Origin of the sequence: Aliivibrio fischeri (assembly GCF_009727955.1) — a bacterium.
Lineage (GTDB): Bacteria > Pseudomonadota > Gammaproteobacteria > Enterobacterales > Vibrionaceae > Aliivibrio > Aliivibrio fischeri_A.
Window position 1 is genome coordinate 44,747 of record NZ_WOBR01000002.1, and the last position, 18,336, is coordinate 63,082.

17 protein-coding genes and 1 other RNA gene are annotated in these 18,336 nt (G+C 40.8%); 4 read left to right on the forward strand and 14 right to left on the reverse strand.

Going from position 1 to position 18,336, the window contains the following annotated elements; all coding sequences use genetic code 11:
- Window positions 1-46 precede the first annotated feature (46 nt).
- From murC to rsmI, 12 genes are all read right to left on the reverse strand, one after another.
- Window positions 47-1,510, reverse strand: a complete 1,464-nt coding sequence (gene murC / locus GNP81_RS00715) for a UDP-N-acetylmuramate--L-alanine ligase (protein ID WP_063648933.1) — start codon at window positions 1,508-1,510, stop codon at window positions 47-49.
- A 15-nt stretch (window positions 1,511-1,525) separates the two neighbouring features.
- Window positions 1,526-2,590 carry an undecaprenyldiphospho-muramoylpentapeptide beta-N-acetylglucosaminyltransferase gene (gene murG / locus GNP81_RS00720; RefSeq protein WP_155674286.1) on the reverse strand — a complete coding sequence of 355 codons (1,065 nt, stop codon included), beginning with the start codon at window positions 2,588-2,590 and terminating at the stop codon, window positions 1,526-1,528.
- On the reverse strand, window positions 2,574-3,776 hold the full coding sequence (ftsW, locus tag GNP81_RS00725; protein WP_005420920.1) for a cell division protein FtsW: 1,203 nt from the start codon (window positions 3,774-3,776) through the stop codon (window positions 2,574-2,576). The genes murG and ftsW overlap by 17 nt, the downstream gene beginning before the upstream one ends.
- A gap of 2 nt (window positions 3,777-3,778) precedes the next feature.
- Window positions 3,779-5,101 carry a UDP-N-acetylmuramoyl-L-alanine--D-glutamate ligase gene (gene murD, locus GNP81_RS00730; protein ID WP_155674285.1) on the reverse strand — a complete coding sequence of 441 codons (1,323 nt, stop codon included), beginning with the start codon at window positions 5,099-5,101 and terminating at the stop codon, window positions 3,779-3,781.
- A 1-nt stretch (window position 5,102) separates the two neighbouring features.
- The gene (mraY, locus tag GNP81_RS00735; RefSeq protein ID WP_005420923.1) at window positions 5,103-6,185 is read right to left on the reverse strand and encodes a phospho-N-acetylmuramoyl-pentapeptide-transferase; all 1,083 of its coding nucleotides are present in this window, start codon (window positions 6,183-6,185) and stop codon (window positions 5,103-5,105) included.
- Complete coding sequence (locus tag GNP81_RS00740) at window positions 6,185-7,543, reverse strand: UDP-N-acetylmuramoyl-tripeptide--D-alanyl-D-alanine ligase (RefSeq protein ID WP_155674284.1); 1,359 nt, start codon at window positions 7,541-7,543, stop codon at window positions 6,185-6,187. Before GNP81_RS00740 ends, mraY begins: the two co-directional genes overlap by 1 nt.
- On the reverse strand, window positions 7,540-9,021 hold the full coding sequence (gene murE, locus GNP81_RS00745; RefSeq protein ID WP_155674283.1) for a UDP-N-acetylmuramoyl-L-alanyl-D-glutamate--2,6-diaminopimelate ligase: 1,482 nt from the start codon (window positions 9,019-9,021) through the stop codon (window positions 7,540-7,542). Before murE ends, GNP81_RS00740 begins: the two co-directional genes overlap by 4 nt.
- Window positions 9,022-9,028: 7 nt before the next feature.
- On the reverse strand, window positions 9,029-10,768 hold the full coding sequence (locus GNP81_RS00750) for a peptidoglycan glycosyltransferase FtsI (RefSeq protein ID WP_012533967.1): 1,740 nt from the start codon (window positions 10,766-10,768) through the stop codon (window positions 9,029-9,031).
- Entirely contained in the window at window positions 10,765-11,091 is a 327-nt protein-coding gene (ftsL, locus tag GNP81_RS00755) for a cell division protein FtsL (protein WP_005420933.1), read from the reverse strand. The genes GNP81_RS00750 and ftsL overlap by 4 nt, the downstream gene beginning before the upstream one ends.
- A complete protein-coding gene (rsmH, locus tag GNP81_RS00760; RefSeq protein ID WP_005420935.1) occupies window positions 11,088-12,038 on the reverse strand; it encodes a 16S rRNA (cytosine(1402)-N(4))-methyltransferase RsmH in 951 nt (316 codons plus the stop codon). The genes ftsL and rsmH overlap by 4 nt, the downstream gene beginning before the upstream one ends.
- 165 nt (window positions 12,039-12,203) lie before the next feature.
- Window positions 12,204-12,612, reverse strand: an RNA gene (gene rnpB, locus GNP81_RS00765) — RNase P RNA component class A.
- A 56-nt stretch (window positions 12,613-12,668) separates the two neighbouring features.
- Entirely contained in the window at window positions 12,669-13,532 is an 864-nt protein-coding gene (gene rsmI / locus GNP81_RS00770) for a 16S rRNA (cytidine(1402)-2'-O)-methyltransferase (protein ID WP_047863564.1), read from the reverse strand.
- 178 nt (window positions 13,533-13,710) lie between these two features.
- Here rsmI and GNP81_RS00775 point away from each other — a divergent pair, with 178 nt between their 5' ends.
- From GNP81_RS00775 to GNP81_RS00790, 4 genes are read left to right on the forward strand one after another with little or no spacing between them, the layout of a single operon-like run.
- Window positions 13,711-15,522: a penicillin-binding protein activator gene (locus tag GNP81_RS00775; RefSeq protein ID WP_155674281.1), complete on the forward strand. Its 1,812-nt coding sequence runs from the start codon at window positions 13,711-13,713 to the stop codon at window positions 15,520-15,522.
- Window positions 15,503-15,874, forward strand: coding sequence for a YraN family protein (locus GNP81_RS00780; RefSeq protein ID WP_005420941.1), 372 nt, complete (start codon window positions 15,503-15,505; stop codon window positions 15,872-15,874). The genes GNP81_RS00775 and GNP81_RS00780 overlap by 20 nt, the downstream gene beginning before the upstream one ends.
- Window positions 15,875-15,877: 3 nt before the next feature.
- Entirely contained in the window at window positions 15,878-16,468 is a 591-nt protein-coding gene (locus GNP81_RS00785; RefSeq protein ID WP_005420943.1) for a phosphoheptose isomerase, read from the forward strand.
- Between the two features lie 4 nt (window positions 16,469-16,472).
- Entirely contained in the window at window positions 16,473-17,060 is a 588-nt protein-coding gene (locus GNP81_RS00790; protein ID WP_005420945.1) for a BON domain-containing protein, read from the forward strand.
- Between the two features lie 69 nt (window positions 17,061-17,129).
- Here GNP81_RS00790 and sspB read toward each other — a convergent pair whose 3' ends face one another.
- Together sspB and sspA are read right to left on the reverse strand one after the other, a co-directional pair.
- The gene (gene sspB / locus GNP81_RS00795) at window positions 17,130-17,594 is read right to left on the reverse strand and encodes a ClpXP protease specificity-enhancing factor (protein WP_155674280.1); all 465 of its coding nucleotides are present in this window, start codon (window positions 17,592-17,594) and stop codon (window positions 17,130-17,132) included.
- A complete protein-coding gene (gene sspA, locus GNP81_RS00800; protein ID WP_005420949.1) occupies window positions 17,594-18,229 on the reverse strand; it encodes a stringent starvation protein SspA in 636 nt (211 codons plus the stop codon). The genes sspB and sspA overlap by 1 nt, the downstream gene beginning before the upstream one ends.
- Window positions 18,230-18,336 lie beyond the last annotated feature (107 nt).

Here is an 18,336-nt window from a genome sequence, read left to right on the forward strand (position 1 = left end):
CCATTATTCGTTTTTTTATTAGAAGTTCTAACTAATTAAACAATAATTATCCTAACTTTTTCATTGTTTCAATATTTAATTTCATTGAAGCCAATTGCTTAGCTAATTTACCAACATCTCCAGCGCCTTGCGTCAGGATTAAGTCACCTTCTTGAATTATATTCGCTAAAACAGGTGGTAATGCATCAATTGTCGGTACAAATACTGGATCTATTTTTCCACGACCACGGATAGTACGACATAACGCTCGCCCATCAGCACCTGCAATTGGCGTTTCACCCGCAGAGTAAACATCGAGCATGATTAATACATCAACATTATCCAATACATTGGCAAAGTCATCATATAAATCACGAGTTCGGCTATAACGGTGTGGTTGGAAAATCATAACCAAGCGCTTTTCAGCCCAACCAGCACGTGCCGCTTTAATCGTTACATCAACTTCTGTTGGGTGATGACCATAATCGTCTACTAACATTGCTGAGCCATTGCCAGTTTCAAATTCGCCAAGTTGATCGAAACGACGACCAGCACCTTCAAAGTTTAATAGCGCAGTAAGAATTGCTTCGTCTTCAACATCTTCTTCTGTCGCTACAGCAATTGCAGCAGTAGCATTCAATGCGTTATGTTTACCTGGGATATTCAATACAATATCTAAATCAGTACGATCTTTTCTTTGAACCGTAAAGAAGCTTTGTTGACCAACTTGACGATAGTTAATTAGACGTACATCTGCATCATCCGAGAAACCATAAGTGATAACTTGACGACTGACTTGTGGTAATAATTCACGAACAACCGGATCATCAACACACATTACCGCTTGACCATAAAATGGAAGGTTATGTAAAAAATCGATAAACGTTTGTTTTAACGTTTCAAAATCGCCACCATACGTGTCCATATGGTCCGCTTCGATATTCGTAACAATGCTTACCATTGGTTGTAAGTGTAAGAATGACGCATCACTTTCGTCCGCTTCAGCAATTAAGAATCGACTTGAGCCTAAGCGTGCATTTGTACCTGCGTTTTTAACTAATCCACCATTTACAAATGTTGGATCTAACCCTGCTTCTGAATAAATTTGAGTTGTTAACGCGGTTGTTGTGGTTTTACCATGCGTACCAGCAACAGCAATACCATGACGGTAACGCATTAATTCTGCTAACATTTCTGCACGACGAATAACAGGAATACGATTTTCTTTCGCCGCTACAATTTCAGGGTTGCTTGGATCAATAGCGGTAGATACAACAACCACACTCGCTTTTGCAACATTACTTGCTTGGTGTCCAAAGAAGATCTCAGCACCTTTTTGTGCTAAACGAACAGTGACTGTGTTCTCAGCCATATCGGAACCACTAATGTGATAACCTTCATTTAAAAGTACTTCCGCAATACCACTCATTCCCGCGCCACCAATACCGACGAAGTGAATACACTCAACACGACGCATTTCAGGGATCATGGTTCTTATTTCAGCTAATTGCAGTTTCTGTTCTTTTGTCATTCTTAATCTCAATTCTTATTTAGCGAGGCTTTTTATTGCATTAGCAACACGCACATCAGCATCGATAATTGCTGCGTCTCGAGCATTACATGCCATTTCGAGTAATTGTTTTTGCTCTAAACCGTTCAGTGTATCAACCAATCCCTGAACTGTTAAATCTTGTTGTTCAATCATTTGCGCTGCGCCACATTGTACTAGGTGATCAGCATTCAATGCTTGCTGGCGATCTTTATGCATAAATGGAATAAATATAGAACCAACACCAGCTGCAGATACTTCCGAAACCGTTAATGCACCAGAACGACAAACCAATAAATCAGCCCACGCATAAGCTTCTGCAACATTATCGATAAACTCAGTTACTTTCGCATCAGCAATACCGTTATCACGATACGCTTGTTCTACTGTTTCTTGTGAGCCTTTACCTGCTTGATGCCAGATTTCAATCTCATGGCTTAATTGAGGTAATGCTTCTGGTAATGTCGTATTTAAAATACGAGCACCTTGACTCCCTCCCATCACTAATAAACGTATAGGGCCAGTTCGCTCTGCAAATCTTTCTTTTGGATGAGGTAATTGACACACATCCTCACGAACTGGGTTCCCTACAACTTCAGCATTAGGAAAAGCGCCAGGAAATGCTTGGAACACACGTTTTGCTATTTTAGATAACCATTGATTAGTTAAACCAGCAACCGCATTTTGTTCATGCAATACAACAGGAATACCTGATAACCAAGCAGCGATACCACCAGGACCACTTACATAGCCCCCCATTCCTAGTACTACATCTGGTTGCCATGCTTTAATGTGTTTTTTCGCTTGAGAGATTGCCCCTAAGATTTGAAATGGTGCAGCAATTAACTTTTTAAGTCCTTGCCCACGAAGACCTTTGACTTTAATAAAATCAATTTCAATACCATGTTTAGGAACTAAATCTGCTTCCATTCGATCAGCTGTACCCAACCAACGGATCTCCCATCCTTCACTTTGTAATTGCTTTGCAACAGCAAGGCCAGGGAAAACATGACCGCCAGTACCACCAGCCATCACTAATAAACGTTTATTTTTGTTCTTCATTTTCACTCCGAGGAGGCTCATTTTCTAAATAGAGACGACATTCATGATCAATGCGGATTAATAACGATACGGCAACTGACATGATAATCAAACTGGAACCACCATAACTGATAAGTGGTAGTGTTAAGCCTTTTGTCGGAACAATACCTGCTGCTGCACCAACATTGACCAAAGTTTGAAATGCAAACCAAATACCAATACCAAATGCTAAAAATCCACCAAAACGTTGATCATGTTGAAGACATTTTCGGCCAATAAGTAATGCTTTTAATACCAAAGCAAAAATTAAAACTAAGATCAGAGTGACGCCAACAAAACCTAACTCTTCAGCAACCACAGCAAATACAAAGTCAGTATGTGCCTCAGGTAGGTACTCTAGCTTTTGAATCGAATTACCTAAACCTTCACCAAACCAACTGCCACGACCAAATGCCATAAGAGATTGAGTTAGTTGGTAACCACTACCAAATGGGTCTTGCCATGGGTCTAAGAAAGAAGTGACACGGCGCATACGATAAGGTTCAGCAATGATCAGAACAATCACTAATGAAATGCCACTCATCACTAAAGCAATAAATTGCCAAAGCTTTGCACCCGCAATAAATAGCATACCGATAGTAGTGACAAACATTACGATCGTGGTACCTAAATCGGGCTGCAATAATAAGAAAAATGCTAGGGTGATAAGTACGATTAATGGTTTAACAAAACCTTTGAAACTCTCTCTCACTTCACCATGGCGGCGAACTAAGTATCCCGAAATAAAAATAAATAAAGAAAGTTTTGCAACTTCGGCTGGCTGCAAGTTGAAGATACCAAGAGGTAGCCAACGGGCAGCACCATTTACCGATTTACCAACCAGCAACACAGCGATTAATAATAAGATGGATACAAATAAAAATTTGCCACTGTATTTTAACCAAGTATCTAATTGGATTCGCAATACAACGGATGAGGCACCAAGAGCCAAACACACAAATAGCATGTGACGAAGCATAAAGTGAAAAGGCTGATCAGTTAAGCGTGTACTAATAGGAAACGACGCAGAACCTACCATGATCAATCCAGTAAGCATTAAACCTAAAGAAATCCATATCAACTGACGATCGAACATGACTTTAGGTGACGGTGTTAAACACCAATCTTGAATGGAAAAGATCCCTTGTTTAATTCGCTCAAATGCCAAAATTAACTCTCAATTGAATACTGTTTTGCTAACTGGGTGAATGCATCCCCTCTAGCCATAAAATTTGCGTATTGGTCGAAGCTTGCACATGCTGGAGATAGCATCACCATATCGCCTTTATTTAAAGTCGGGTATAGAGTAGCGATGGCTTCATCCATGGTTTCACATAAGAGTGAACGAGGATCAAGTGATACAAATTGGTCGCCATCTTCACCAAAGCAATACATCATTAAATTTAAATCATGCAGCGCTGGTGATAATTCTGAAAAATCAGCACCTTTACCTACACCACCAACAAGTAGGTGTAATTTACCTTCAAGTTGTAAACCAGATAAAGCTGCCAATGTACTTGCTACGTTTGTCGCCTTTGAATCATTGACCCAGCGAATACCATTATTATCTGCGACAACTTGGCATCTATGTGTCAATCCATTGTAAGTTCTTAATGTATCTAGTGTGGCATCTAAATTGATACCAGCGGCATCAAGTAATGCAATTGCTACTAGGCTGTTTGCAATATTGTGCTTTCCGACTAAGCCTAATTCATTTGCAGCAAGCAGTGGCACTGTATTTTTAGCTAAATACTCAATGCCATCTTTTTCAATACAGCCATAATCGCCTTGGTCAAACCCAAAGCTTTTTAATGTTTTTTCAACGTCAGGGTAAGTTTGTTTATCGTCACGATTAACAATGCATACTTCTGCATGATCAAATATACGTAACTTAGCTTGGCGATAATCCGCCATGCCTTGATAACGGTCCATATGGTCTTCAGACAGATTAAGAAAGGCAGCGGCTTTCAGCTTTAATGTGGATGTTGTTTCCAGTTGGAAGCTCGAAAGCTCAAGAACATAAAGCTCCGCATCTTGCTCGAGTAAATCAAGAGCCGCAAAACCAATGTTTCCACCAACAGCTGCTTTTACACCAGCCGCTTTTGCCATTTCCCCTGTTAGATCAGTCACCGTACTTTTGCCATTAGAACCGGTGATCGCAATAACAGGTGCATTCACTGCCCAAGCAAATAACTCGATGTCACCAACAATTTGAATTCCTTTATCAATCGCAGGCTTAAGTTGAGGTGACGCTAAAGCGATTCCAGGGTTCGTTACAATCAAATCAGCCTTAATCAACCAATCTTGTTGCCACCCTCCAGAATGCAGTTCTACATTTTCAGGCAATTGGTCATGGCCTGGCGGTGTATCACGAGTATCAATCACTTTAATTGTTAACGCTTCTGGTTGTCTTAGTAAATGCTTAACAACAGATAAACCTGTCATACCTAAGCCAACTACGACAACATTTTTTACACCACCAAAACCACTCATATTAACGTACCTTCAATGTCGCTAATGCAATAAGAACCAATAACATAGAAATAATCCAGAAACGCACAATAACGCGAGGCTCTGGCCAACCTTTTAATTCGTAATGGTGATGAATTGGTGCCATACGGAAAATACGTTGACCACGTAGTTTGTATGACCCCACTTGTAAGATTACCGATAACGTTTCAACAACGAATACACCACCCATGATAACCAATAGGAACTCTTGACGAACTAACACTGCAATCGTACCTAGTGCTCCACCAAGAGCCAGTGAGCCTACATCACCCATAAATACTTGTGCTGGATACGTGTTGAACCATAAGAAACCAAAACCAGCACCAACAATCGCAGCACACACAACCACTAACTCACTCGCTAACGGAATATGCGGAATATGTAAGTAGTTTGCGAATTGCACGTTACCTGTTGCCCAAGCAATAAAGGCAAAACCTGCAGCAACAAATACCGTAGGCATGATTGCAAGACCATCAAGACCATCGGTTAAGTTCACAGCATTACTGGTTCCTACGATAACAAAGTAGGTAAGAAGAATATAAGCAAGGCCAAGTTGAGGCATCACTTCTTTAAAGAAAGGAACAACTAACTGCGTTGCTGCCGTATCTTTTCCATAAGCATAAAGAGCAAAAGCGACAACTAGCGCGATAGAAGATTGCCAAAAATACTTCCAACGAGCGATTAAACCATCTGTATTTTTACGAACGACTTTACGGTAGTCATCCACAAAGCCAACAGCACCATAGCCTAGCAATACAAACATAACGGCCCAAACATAAGGGTTAGTTAAATCTGCCCACAAGAACACAGTCACTGTAATTGCAGTTAAAATCATGATGCCGCCCATCGTTGGCGTACCACGCTTACTAAAATGTGATTCAGGACCGTCATCACGTACCACTTGACCAATTTGAAGGTTTTGCAACCAAGCAATCAGTTTTGGTCCCATCCATAATGAGATCGTTAATGCCGTAATAATGCTTAAGATGGCTCTAAAACTTAAATATTCAAATAAGCGAAAAAATGGAAAATATTGCTCTAGAAAATTGGATAACCAAATAATCATTACTGACACTCCTTAAGAGCTGAAACCACTTCGCTCATTCGTGAACTGTTGGCACCTTTAACTAACACGGTAACCTCATTATGTTTAATTAATTGTAATTCTTTAAGTAAGTAAGCATTCAAATCAGAACGTGTTTCAAAATGACGGCCATTACATAGCTCGCTGATCACTTTTGTGTCATCACCAAATGTCACTACTTGCTCAAATTGATATGGGGCAGCATATTCCCCAACTTCACGATGAAGTGCAAGGCTTTCTTCACCTAGCTCAGCCATATTCCCTAAAACAAGCCAACGCTGACCTTGAAATCCACCAAGTAACTCCACTGCAGCTTTCATAGCAGGAACACTGGCATTATAAGTGTCATCGATAACCTTCAATCCAGATGCTAATGTTTCGACTGCAACACGCCCTTTCACAGAACCTAACTCTTGTAGCCCTTGTTGAATATCATTTAATGATGAATTCGCTTGAATAGCTAAAGCAGCAGCAGCAACGGCATTCGCTACGTTATGCTTACCAATAATCCCTAAAGAAACTTGAATGCTACCTTTAGGCGTATTTAATTGAAAACTAGGTTCACCAATCTCATTTACTTCAATATTTGATGCATAAAAGTCAGCACTAGAGTCATCCATAGCAAAGCTAAACACTTGTTTACCTTCAAATAATGATGACCATTTTGGTAAACCATTACTATCTAGATTATAAATAGCAATACCGTTTTCTTGTAGCCCTTCAAAAATCTCGCCTTTTGCTTTTGCTACCCCCTCAATAGAACCAAAACCTTCTAAATGAGCCGCTGCAATATTATTGACCAATGCGACATTAGGTTGTGCTAACTGAGTGGTGTATGAGATTTCATTTTGGTGGTTTGCACCCAATTCGATAACGGCAAAATCATTACTTGGTTGAGAGCGTAATAACGTTAACGGAACGCCGATCTCATTATTAAAGTTACCTGCGGTTGCTAACACTTCGCCAGAACGAGTTAAAATAGAAGCGAGCATCTCTTTTACTGTGGTTTTGCCACAACTACCCGTTAAGGCAAATGTAAAAGTATGACAAACTTGATGTACATGTTTCGCTATTAAGCCTAACGCCTTTTGTGTATCAGAAACAATTACTTGAGGAAGTGTTGTATCGACTTCTTTTGATACAAGAAGTGCGGTAGCTCCTTGCTCTTGTACTGCTGGTATAAAATCATGGGCATCAAAGCGTTCACCGATAAGAGCAACAAAAAGCCCTTGTTCATCAATGTGTCGACTGTCTGTTGATACTGACGATATTTGACAATCAGCCCCAACCAAACGCCCATCACACGCTTTTGCTATTTCGCTAAGTAACATAGTTATCATGATTGTAGCCCTAATAATGTTTGTGCGGTTTCACGATCAGAGTAATGAACGGTCTTATCCGCTAACACTTGATAATCTTCATGCCCTTTACCGGCAAGTAAAATGATATCGTTCTCATTTGCTTGAGATAATGCAAACTGACAAGCTTCAAAACGATCATGAATAACATGTGCAGATTCAGAATTTTTTAATCCAGCCAGCATATCATTAGTAATTAAGCTTGGTTCTTCTGAACGAGGGTTATCATCACTTAAGATAATCACATCTGCTTGTTGCTCAGCAATGCTTGCCATCATTGGTCGTTTCCCTGTATCTCTATCGCCACCACAGCCGAAAATACACCACAACTTACCTTCACAATGAACTCGTAATGCTTGCAACGCTTTATCTAAAGCATCAGGCGTATGCGCATAATCGACAACTACTTTGGCTTTATTATTTGCAGTAAACAACTCCATTCTGCCAATAACTGCATTCAGCTGAGATGCCGTTTGAGCTAAAGCTTGGATGTCATAACCTAAAGAAAGAAGTGTCGCGAAAGCAACGAGAATATTGCTCGCGTTAAATGCTCCAATTAAAGGCACTGAAAAAGCAACATTTCCCCAATCTGAAGAAACGGAAAGTTGAATGCCTTCGGTTGAATAAACAACCGATGTCGCAAATACCTTCTTACCGGAATGAAAAGAGATGTTTTCTTCATTTAAAGAAACAGCGACGGCATGAGGCATCTCTTTTAACCATTGGCAGCCCACTTGGTCATCCGCATTGATGATTGAATGTTTTGGATTATGAGAAGTAAAAAGTAACTTTTTAGCTTCAGCATAGTTTTCCATATCACCATGATAATCAAGGTGGTCACGGCTTAAATTCGTAAATACTGCTGCATCAAAAGATAACGCATTAACACGCCCTTGAATCAAACCATGAGACGACACTTCTAATGCCGTCAATTTAGCTCCAATATTCTCAAGCTCTGTCAGTGTTTGTTGGATTTCAATTGGACTGCCAGTTGTATTCAAGGCTGGCTTAAGATCCGACAGTAAGCCATTGCCCGTTGTTCCCATTACGGCAGCAGGTTGGTCTAATAATGTCGTCCATTGAGCAATGATCTGAGAAATCGTCGTTTTACCATTAGTACCAGTAATACCGACGAGTTGCATGCATCTCTTATCCGCTTGATAAAAAGCGCCTGCAATCGCACTTAACTGCATATAAAGAGAATCAATATAAACAACAATCGCTTTATCGATAACCTTTACCGTCCCTACGGTATTCTCTTCATCAGCGTCAGCAATAACCGCAACAGCACCTTGTTCAATTGCTGATGAAATAAATTGGCGACCATCCACTGCATGGCCTTTAATCGCTACAAATAAACAGCCAGGAGAAACTTGGCGACTGTCCAATGTCATAGATGAAATTGCCACAGATTGATTTAAATCGCACCAAGGCAACAGTAATTCAGATAACTGCATCATCACTTTCCTAATTCAATACATCGATATGTTTTACGGTACTTTCATCTGGCGCTACATTTAGAATTTGCAACGCATCTTTCATTACCTGACCAAAAATCGGTGCCGCAACTTGACCTGCGTAATACTCATCACCTTGTGGTTGGTTCACGATAGTAACTAACGCAATTCGAGGGTTACTGACTGGTGCAACACCTGCTGTCACTGTCATGTATTCATCACTGTAACCACCACGAACCGCTTTCCGTGACGTACCGGTTTTAGCCGCAACTCGGTAGCCAGGTACAGCTGCTCTTGTTGCTGTACCGCCTGGTTGAGTTACGGTTTCCATCATTTCTAATACCGCTTTTGCATGCTGTCGATTAACCACTTGCTTACCCGGTGTTGGTCCAGTAGTTTTCAAAATTGAAAGTGGTCTATATTCACCATAAGCCCCTAATGTGGCATAAGCGTGCGCTAACTGGATTGGCGTAACCGACAAACCATATCCAAAGGCTAATGTGGCGATCTCGAAATCAGACCAACGACGACGATCAGGGAAAATACCTGTTGCTTCACCAATTAGATTTAAACCTGATGGATCAGCAAGACCAACGGCAGCATACTCGGCTAACAACTCTTGCAAAGGCATTCCCAACGCTAAGTGCGCAACACCGATGTTACTTGATTTCTTCAAGATAGTAGTGAGATCGGCTTTACCAACTTTCGAGCTATCACGGACACGACTACCGCCAATACGCATGATGCCATTACCGGTATCAATAATCGTATCTAAGTTCGCAGTTCCACCATCTAAAGCAGCTAATACAACAAAAGGTTTTACTGTAGAGCCCGGTTCTAACGTATCGGTAATCACACGGTTACGCATTCTAAAGCTTTGTAACTGCTCACGATTGTTCGGGTTATAAGAAGGCGCATTAACCATTGCTAGTACTTCGCCCGTCTTAATATCGATCATCACAACGGAGCCAGACATCGCTCTAAAGTCAGATACGGCTTGTTTAATTGCACGGTAAGCAATCGCCTGTAAACGCTGATCGATACTTAGAGTTAATGGTTTCCCTTCTTGTTTCTCTTTTAGAGAAATATTTTCAACCACTCGGCCATAACGGTCTTTACGTACAGTTCGACGCCCCGGCTCACCAGTTAACCAACCATCATAGCTGCGCTCTACTCCTTCGAGGCCATGACTATCAATACCTGTTACACCAATAACATGCGCACTGATTTCACCAGTTGGATAATAACGACGTGATTCAGCTTTTAAACCAATACCAGCTAATTTCAATTTTTTAATATAAGCAGCAACCGCTGGGGATATTTGACGCTGAAGATAAATAAAACGACGTTTCTTGTTTTTTTCAATTTTAGAAATTAACTCTTTACGCTTAAGTCCTAATACATCCGCAAGTGCATACCAACGTTCAATCTCAACAAGGCCACCTTCTTTATAGATCGTCACTGGATCAGCCCAAACCGCATCAACAGGCACACTTACAGCAAGCTGTTCATCATTACGATCAGAGATAATACCTCTGGCAGAAGGGAGAGATTTAACACGGATAGAACGCATATCACCTTGCTTAACAAGGTTATCTGGTTCAATAACTTGGATATAAGCGGCTCGCGCAATAAGAATAGCTAAGGCAAGAAAGACAAAGAAAACAATAACGCCAAAGCGCCACTGGATAAAAGTTGGCGGCGCTTTAGTTATACGCTTATTGTTTTTTTTTCTATTTGGTAATTTCATCGTAGTTTTATGATTACTTCTTTATCTGGCGCTGGACGTTCCATATCTAATTCACGAACAGAACGAGATTGAACTCGGCTATGCTCAGCAAGCGCACTTTCTTCTAAAATTAAATTACGCCATTCACCATCTAAGATATCTTTTTCAAGTAATAAGTTTTCACGTTGAACCGTCATTTGACGAGTATTGTGAGTAGCTAATACCACACCGATTGCACTTAAAAAGATACAAATTAATAGAATTGCATGAAGGCGGCCTACACCAAAAATGTCTAGGCCGATAAGTTTTGTAAGACTTGGTTGTGAAGCGGTATTTTTACTCATAAACGCTCAGCAATACGTAAAACAGAACTGCGTGAACGCACATTAACATCCACTTCATTCTTAGTTGGTTTAATCGCTTTACCAACAGGTTTCATTTTTGCACTGCCTAATGCTTTAATTTGTTCTTCAGTTAGCGGCAGACCATGAGGTACTTGTGGTCCCTTACTTTCTTTACGAATAAAGTGCTTAACCATACGATCTTCCAATGAATGGAAGCTGATCACTGATAAACGCCCTTCTGGAGCTAATACATCCAACGCTCCTTTTAAAGCGGTATCAATCTCATCTAACTCACTGTTGATGTAGATTCGAAATGCTTGGAATGCACGCGTCGCTGGGTGTTTTTTCTCTTTAAAGCTCTTAGGTGCAACCTCAGAAATCAATTTAGCTAACTGGCTAGTACGAGTTAGAGGTTCATTTTCTTCATTTTCACGGTAAGCAACGATACCTTTAGCAATACGCCACGCATGTTTATCTTCACCAAACTCACGGATCACCCAAGTGATATCTTCAACATCAGCTTCTTGTAACCATTGAGATACCGGAATGCCTGATGTTGGATCCATACGCATATCCAGTGGGCCATCTTTCATAAAGCTAAAACCACGTTCTGCATCATCAAGTTGTGGAGATGACACGCCTAAATCCAGTAGAACCCCATCAATTTTCCCAACAAGATCAAGCTCTTCAACATATTGTTTCAGACCTGAAAATGGGCCATGAATGATGGTAAATTTAGGATCAGTAATCGTTTTTGCTTCTGCAATGGCTTGAGGATCACGGTCAATACTATACAAGCGACCATTCTCACCTAACTGAGATAAGATCTGACGGCTGTGGCCACCACGACCAAACGTACCATCGATGTAGATGCCATCAGGCTTAATAGCTAAACCATCAATAGATTCATGAAGAAGAACGGATACGTGTTGGAATTGTTCAGACATAGTGAGTATTTACTACCGTAATTATATGAATAAGCAGTTAAAATTAAGCCAAAGCTTAACCTAAAAATGCAGGAATGTGTGTCAAATTAGTGATAATTCTAAACCAATGTAGCAGAAAGCACAAAGCCCACCATAACACTACCGAAATAGTACTATGGTGGGCTAAGTTAGAGCCGACATATAAGCCGGGTTCTGTCCCGCTTGCGCGGTGGTAACCATTCGTCTAGGCCTGCAATCGCTCACAGGCTCAAGCAATCTACCCGCCCCCAAACACGAGCAGTGCTATGCGAGGGCCTATTTGATCTTGCTCCGGGTGGAGTTTACCTTGCAACGACCTATTACTAGACGTCCGGTGCGCTCTTACCGCACCCTTTCACCCTTACCTGTGCTTACTTCTCTACTCCGAAGAATAAAAGAAGATTAAGCCATCGGCGGTTTCCTCTCTGCTGCACTTGTCGTAGGCTTGCGCCCCCCAGGCGTTACCTGGCACCCTGCTCTATGGAGCCCGGACTTTCCTCCCCTCCATCAGTCTCCCTAAGGACATCAATGAAGCAGCGATTACCGAGTCAGCTCATGGGGTGAATGATATAAGAGTCAGTTATAACTTACCACCCCTTTTTCTCAATTCTCTTAATCTAAATGCTCTAAACCCCATTTATATAGCGCATTTTTCTTCACACCATGTATTTCAGCCGCCATTGCCGCTGCTTTTTTAAGCGGAAGTTCTTTTACAAGAATAGAAAGTGAACGCGTCGCTTCAAATGGCAGTTCATCTTTTGCTTCGCTTCTAAAACCATGGATAAGTAAAACCATCTCTCCACGTTTACGATTATCGTCTTCTTTTATCCATTCAATTAATTCACCTAATGGTGCACCATGAATCGTTTCATAGGTTTTTGTTAGCTCACGAGCTAATACAACTTGTCGCTCAGGCCCAAGAACCGTCAACATATCATCCAATGAATCCATAATACGGTGTGGAGACTCATAGAAAATACAAGTGCGCTCTGCTTGTGCAATCTCTTCAAATTTATCACGACGGCCTTTACTTTTTGGAGGGAGAAACCCTTCAAAGCTAAAGCGGTCAGAAGGAAGGCCAGCGGCTGAAAGTGCTGTAATAACGGCACAAGCACCAGGTAATGGCACAACATTTACATTCGCTTGACGACAACGATTGACTAAATGATAACCTGGATCACTGATTAATGGTGTTCCCGCATCTGAGACAAGAGCTATAGATAAGCCCTGCTGCAATTTACTGATCAATAAGTCTGCTTTATGCTGTTCATTATGATCATGCAGCGCAAATGTTTGACTCGCTATACCAAAATGAGACAATAACTTACCAGTATGTCGTGTATCTTCCGCGGCAATAAGGTCAACGGACTTTAAAACCTCGATGGCTCGCTGCGTGATATCCCCTAAATTACCGATTGGTGTAGGAACAATGTACAAAGTTGCAGTATTCACCACAGATAAATTGTGTTCTGTCATTTGTTTACTATCTCTTCTGCGATTAATATAGGGAATAATACCAATCTTACTGAAAAATTGTTTCATAGATTAGGTATTAGACTAAGCAATCACTATAATCAAAAATATATTTTAGCTGTTTGGGTGATGAGCATCCATAGTAACAACAGCCCTTTTTAGTAGGACCAGTATATTACCCATGGCAAATATGACCCCGAGAAAGAACAGTGTAACACGCTTGATTGCTCCTGTAGCCTTAGCTCTAACATTGGCTGCTTGTTCAAGCTCACCAAAAGCACCTGAACGTCTGGATATTACTCAATCTCCAACTGAAACGAGTAACGCATATATTTTAAAAGCAGACCAACAACAAGGGGCGCTTGAAGCTGATTTCTTAATCATGGCATTAAAAGCTGCAGTGCAAGAACAGAACTTTGATCTTGCAGATAAGCTATTAACACGCCTAGCAACAATGCAGCTGTCTCCAGCACAAACCGCAGAAATGCAACTTTCCCATGCAAAAATGCTGAAATCACAAAGTCAGTACGAAGAGGCACTACAAACGCTAAATTTTGAGGCATGGTGGAAGTTAGAAGACAGCCAATGGGTCGACTATCACAAGTTACGCCATGAGTTATATTTACTAAGTGGTGATAATCTAAATTCAGCCCGTGAGCTAATTAAATTAGAACCATTCACAGCTGAAGACAAAAAAGCTCAACTTTGGACTCAAGTTTGGACAAGTGTTTCTTCATTAAACAGCACAGCTCTTGAAGAAGTAAAACTTGATGAAAGTGAAACTAACCTACATGGTTGGGTGCAGCTTGCAACTTACCTAGATACATTGAAGCATTCACCGATGCGATTACAAGAAACCTTAAATGAGTGGTTACTTGCAAACCCAACTCATCCAGCAGCGACATACACACCTCAAGTTATCTTAGATATTCTTGCTCTTGAGATTGTTCGTCCTGAAAACGTTGCACTATTACTACCTTTGAGTGGTCGTTTTGGTCCTCAAGGTATTCGTGTTCGAGATGGTTTCATTAATGCCATGATGGAAGATAAAGAGCGAGATGAGTTTACTAAACTTAAAATCATCGACACTCAAGCGACATCAATGACAGAAATAATGGCAACCTTAGAAAAAGAACAAATTCAATTTGTTGTTGGCCCTTTGGTTCGTAGCAAAATTGAAGAGTTCCAGTCTTTAAATTCAACAGAGATTGCACAATTAGCTCTTAATATCCCAAGTGAAATTGATACTGATATAAACAGTTGTTATTTCACTTTATCGCCAGAACAAGAAGCTGAGCAAGCGGCTGTACATTTATTTAAACAAGGCTTTAAACACCCATTATACCTTGCACCTCAAGGCACTATGGGTGAGCGACTAAGCCAAGCGTTCAGTGACAAATGGTTCCAACTAACAGCAAAACGTCCATCAATCAGCTACTTTGGCTCAAAAGCGCAACTACAACAAAAGGTAAACAGTGTTTTTGGCATTGAAAGTAGCCAAGCACGTATCTACCAAATGAACGCATTAGCGAACATGGAATTAGAAGCTCAGCCACGTAGTCGTCGTGACATCGATGCGGTTTACATGGTTGCTAAAAGCAGTGAATTGGTTCTATTAAAGCCTTTTATTGAAGTTGCAATTAACCCTGGAATCAAACCACCAAAACTGTATGCAAGCTCTCGTAGTAACAGTGGCCGTCAAACTAAGTTAGTTGAAATTAAAGGCATTGAGTTTAGTGATATTCCATTATTAACGAATGAAAACCACAGTTTCAAAGCACAATACGATGAACTGTGGCCAAAAAGTAGCAACGGTGAAACTCGACTTCATGCTCTAGGTATGGACGCTTATCAGCTGGTTGCTGAACTACCTCAAATGAAAGCCGTTGATAATTATCGTATGGAAGGTAAAACGGGTGAGTTAAGCCTTAACCAAGAGTGCGTAATCCAACGTAAAATGAGCTGGGCTGTTCATGGAGAAGAAACAGAATAAGCGAGCAAAGGGCGAATTTTATGAGTTGATGGCACAACGCTATTTAGAGCAACATCAACTCACATTCATTGCCCGCAATTTCCAGTCAAAAACCGGAGAGCTTGATCTCATCATGCGAGATCAAGACTCTTTTGTGTTTGTTGAAGTAAAATACCGTAACACTTCAAATTTCGGTTCTGCGCAAGAAATGGTAACATGGCAAAAACAGCGCAAATTACAACGAACCGCTCTCTTCTGGCTTATGAAGAATAAGCTCTCTGTTGAACATACATCTTTTAGATTTGATGTCGTTGCTATCCATGCTCAAGGTAAGGAAATCAACTGGATCAAAAATGCTATTGTTGAAGGGTAAACAATGCTAGAAAATATCAAAGAAAGCTTTACTGAAAGCATTCAAATCCAAATTGCCGCAGCGGAAGCTCTACCAGATCATATTATGCATGCTTCTCAAGCAATGGTAGCGACTTTGCTAAACGGTAACAAAATTCTATGTTGCGGTAACGGTGGGTCAGCATCAAACGCCCAACAATTTGCCTCTTGTCTATTAAATCGATTTGAGACTGAACGCCCTAGCCTTCCAGCGATGGCTCTTACTGCTGATACCTCAACATTGACCGCGATTGCTAATGATTACAATTACTCTGAAATCTTTTCAAAACAAGTTCGAGCACTAGGTCAACCTGGCGATATTTTATTAGCAATATCAACAAGTGGAAACAGCCAAGATATCCTAAAAGCGATGGAAGCTGCGGTAAGTCGTGACATGACGATTATTGCCTTAACAGGCATGGATGGTGGCGTTATGGCAGGTTTGCTTGGTGAATCGGATGTTGAGATTCGCATTCCTTCCCATCGTGTCGCGCGTATTCAAGAAGTACACCTATTAACATTGCATTGTATTTGTGATCTTGTTGATCAGGTCCTTTTTCCACAACACACCGAGTAATAATATGAAATTAGTGAAATTAAGTGCTTTACTGCTTTCTGCGGTATTACTGCAAGGTTGTGCTGGCTTGTTCATTGCTGGCGCTGCAACAACCGCGTCTGTTGTAACAGATAACCGCACAGTTAAAGAACAACTATCAGATAAAAACCTCTCTTTAGAAGCTACAGGGCTTGCGAATAAAGCACCTTACCAATACAACATGCGAGTAAATGCAGTTACTTATGATGGTAAAGTGCTATTAATGGGACAAGCAAAAGATGCTCAAATGAATCAAGAGTTTGAGAAAAAAATAAAAGATATGAAAGGGGTTAACACGGTTTATAACCAAATTAGAGTTCGCCCACTACTCACTTTTACTCAAATCAATAATGACAGTTGGATCACGACAAAAGTGAAATCTTCACTGCTCGCTAAAAGTGAGCTAAATGGAATCAAAATAAGTGTATTTACTGAAGCTCAAGAAGTGTTCTTAGTTGGCTTTGTAACTGAAGAACAAGGCAATATTGCAGCAGACGTTGCTCGTAATATTAAAGGGGTAAAAGGCGTAATTAAAGCATTTGAATACGGCCAAGGTGGCAGTGTCGAGCAATAGTTAAAACCAAAGCACAATAAAAAAGCCTACATTTCTGTAGGCTTTTTAGTAGGATTCAATTGTTGCACTTTACTTAACGACTCTTAAGCTCGGACGACCACTTGGACGCGGAGGTTCAGGCTCATCGTCTGGCGAAGGACTCTCTTCAGAGACAGCATTTAATGTCACCTCTTCTTCAAAAATACCTTCGTCTTCCGTCATTTCATATGCTTCTTCTGGTTCAAACATCGTTCCAGCACCATTTTCACGTGCGTAAATTGCTTGAATCGCATATAGAGGTAAAATAATTGAATGTGGACGACCACTAAAACGTGCATTAAATGTCACGGCCTCGTTGCCCATCTCCAAGTTCCCAACAGAGTGTGGCGCAACGTTTAAAACGATTTGGCCATCTTGAACAAACTCTTCTGGAACTCGAACACCATTCATTGTTGCATCAACAACAAGATGAGGCGTCAACTCGTTATCTACGATCCATTCATAAAATGCTCGTAACAAATAAGGGCGACGCGGCATCATTGAACGAATATCCATTAGTTTGTTAAACGTAGTTCACGTTCTGCTTCTGTTAGAGAAGCTAGGAATGAATCACGTTCAAATACTCGGTTCATGTATACTTTTAGTTCTTTAGCACCAGGGCCTGATAATTCAATACCCATAGATGGTAAACGCCATAATAACGGAGCTAAGTAACAATCCACTAAGCTAAACTCATCACTCATGAAGTATGTGTATTCAGCAAAGATTGGACCTAACATTAGTAGGTCATTGCGTAGCTTGTTACGTGCAGCTTCAGATTCTTCGAATGAACCTTTAACTACTTTCTCAGCTAGTGAGTACCAGTTTGTCTCAACACGGTGCATCATTAGACGGCTGTTACCACGAGCTACAGGGTAAACAGGCATCAATGGTGGATGAGGAAAACGCTCATCTAAGTATTCCATGATGATGTTAGAGTTGTATAGAGCAAGCTCACGATCAACTAGTGTAGGTACAGTTTTGTAAGGGTTTAATTCTACAAGTTCTGCAGGTAAGTTGGATGGATCAACCAATTCAACTTCAACACTTACTCCTTTCTCAGCAAGTACGATACGTACTTGATGACTGTACATGTCAGAAGCGTCTGAAAAAAGCGTCATTACTGAGCGTTTGTTGGCAGCAACAGCCATTGAGCCCTCCGGTATTTATCTAGGAGCAAAAGCACCACACTTAGGGTGCCGTCATCTATTATTGTTATTAAAATAATAGTGACACAAAAACAATGGAGGCTAAGCCT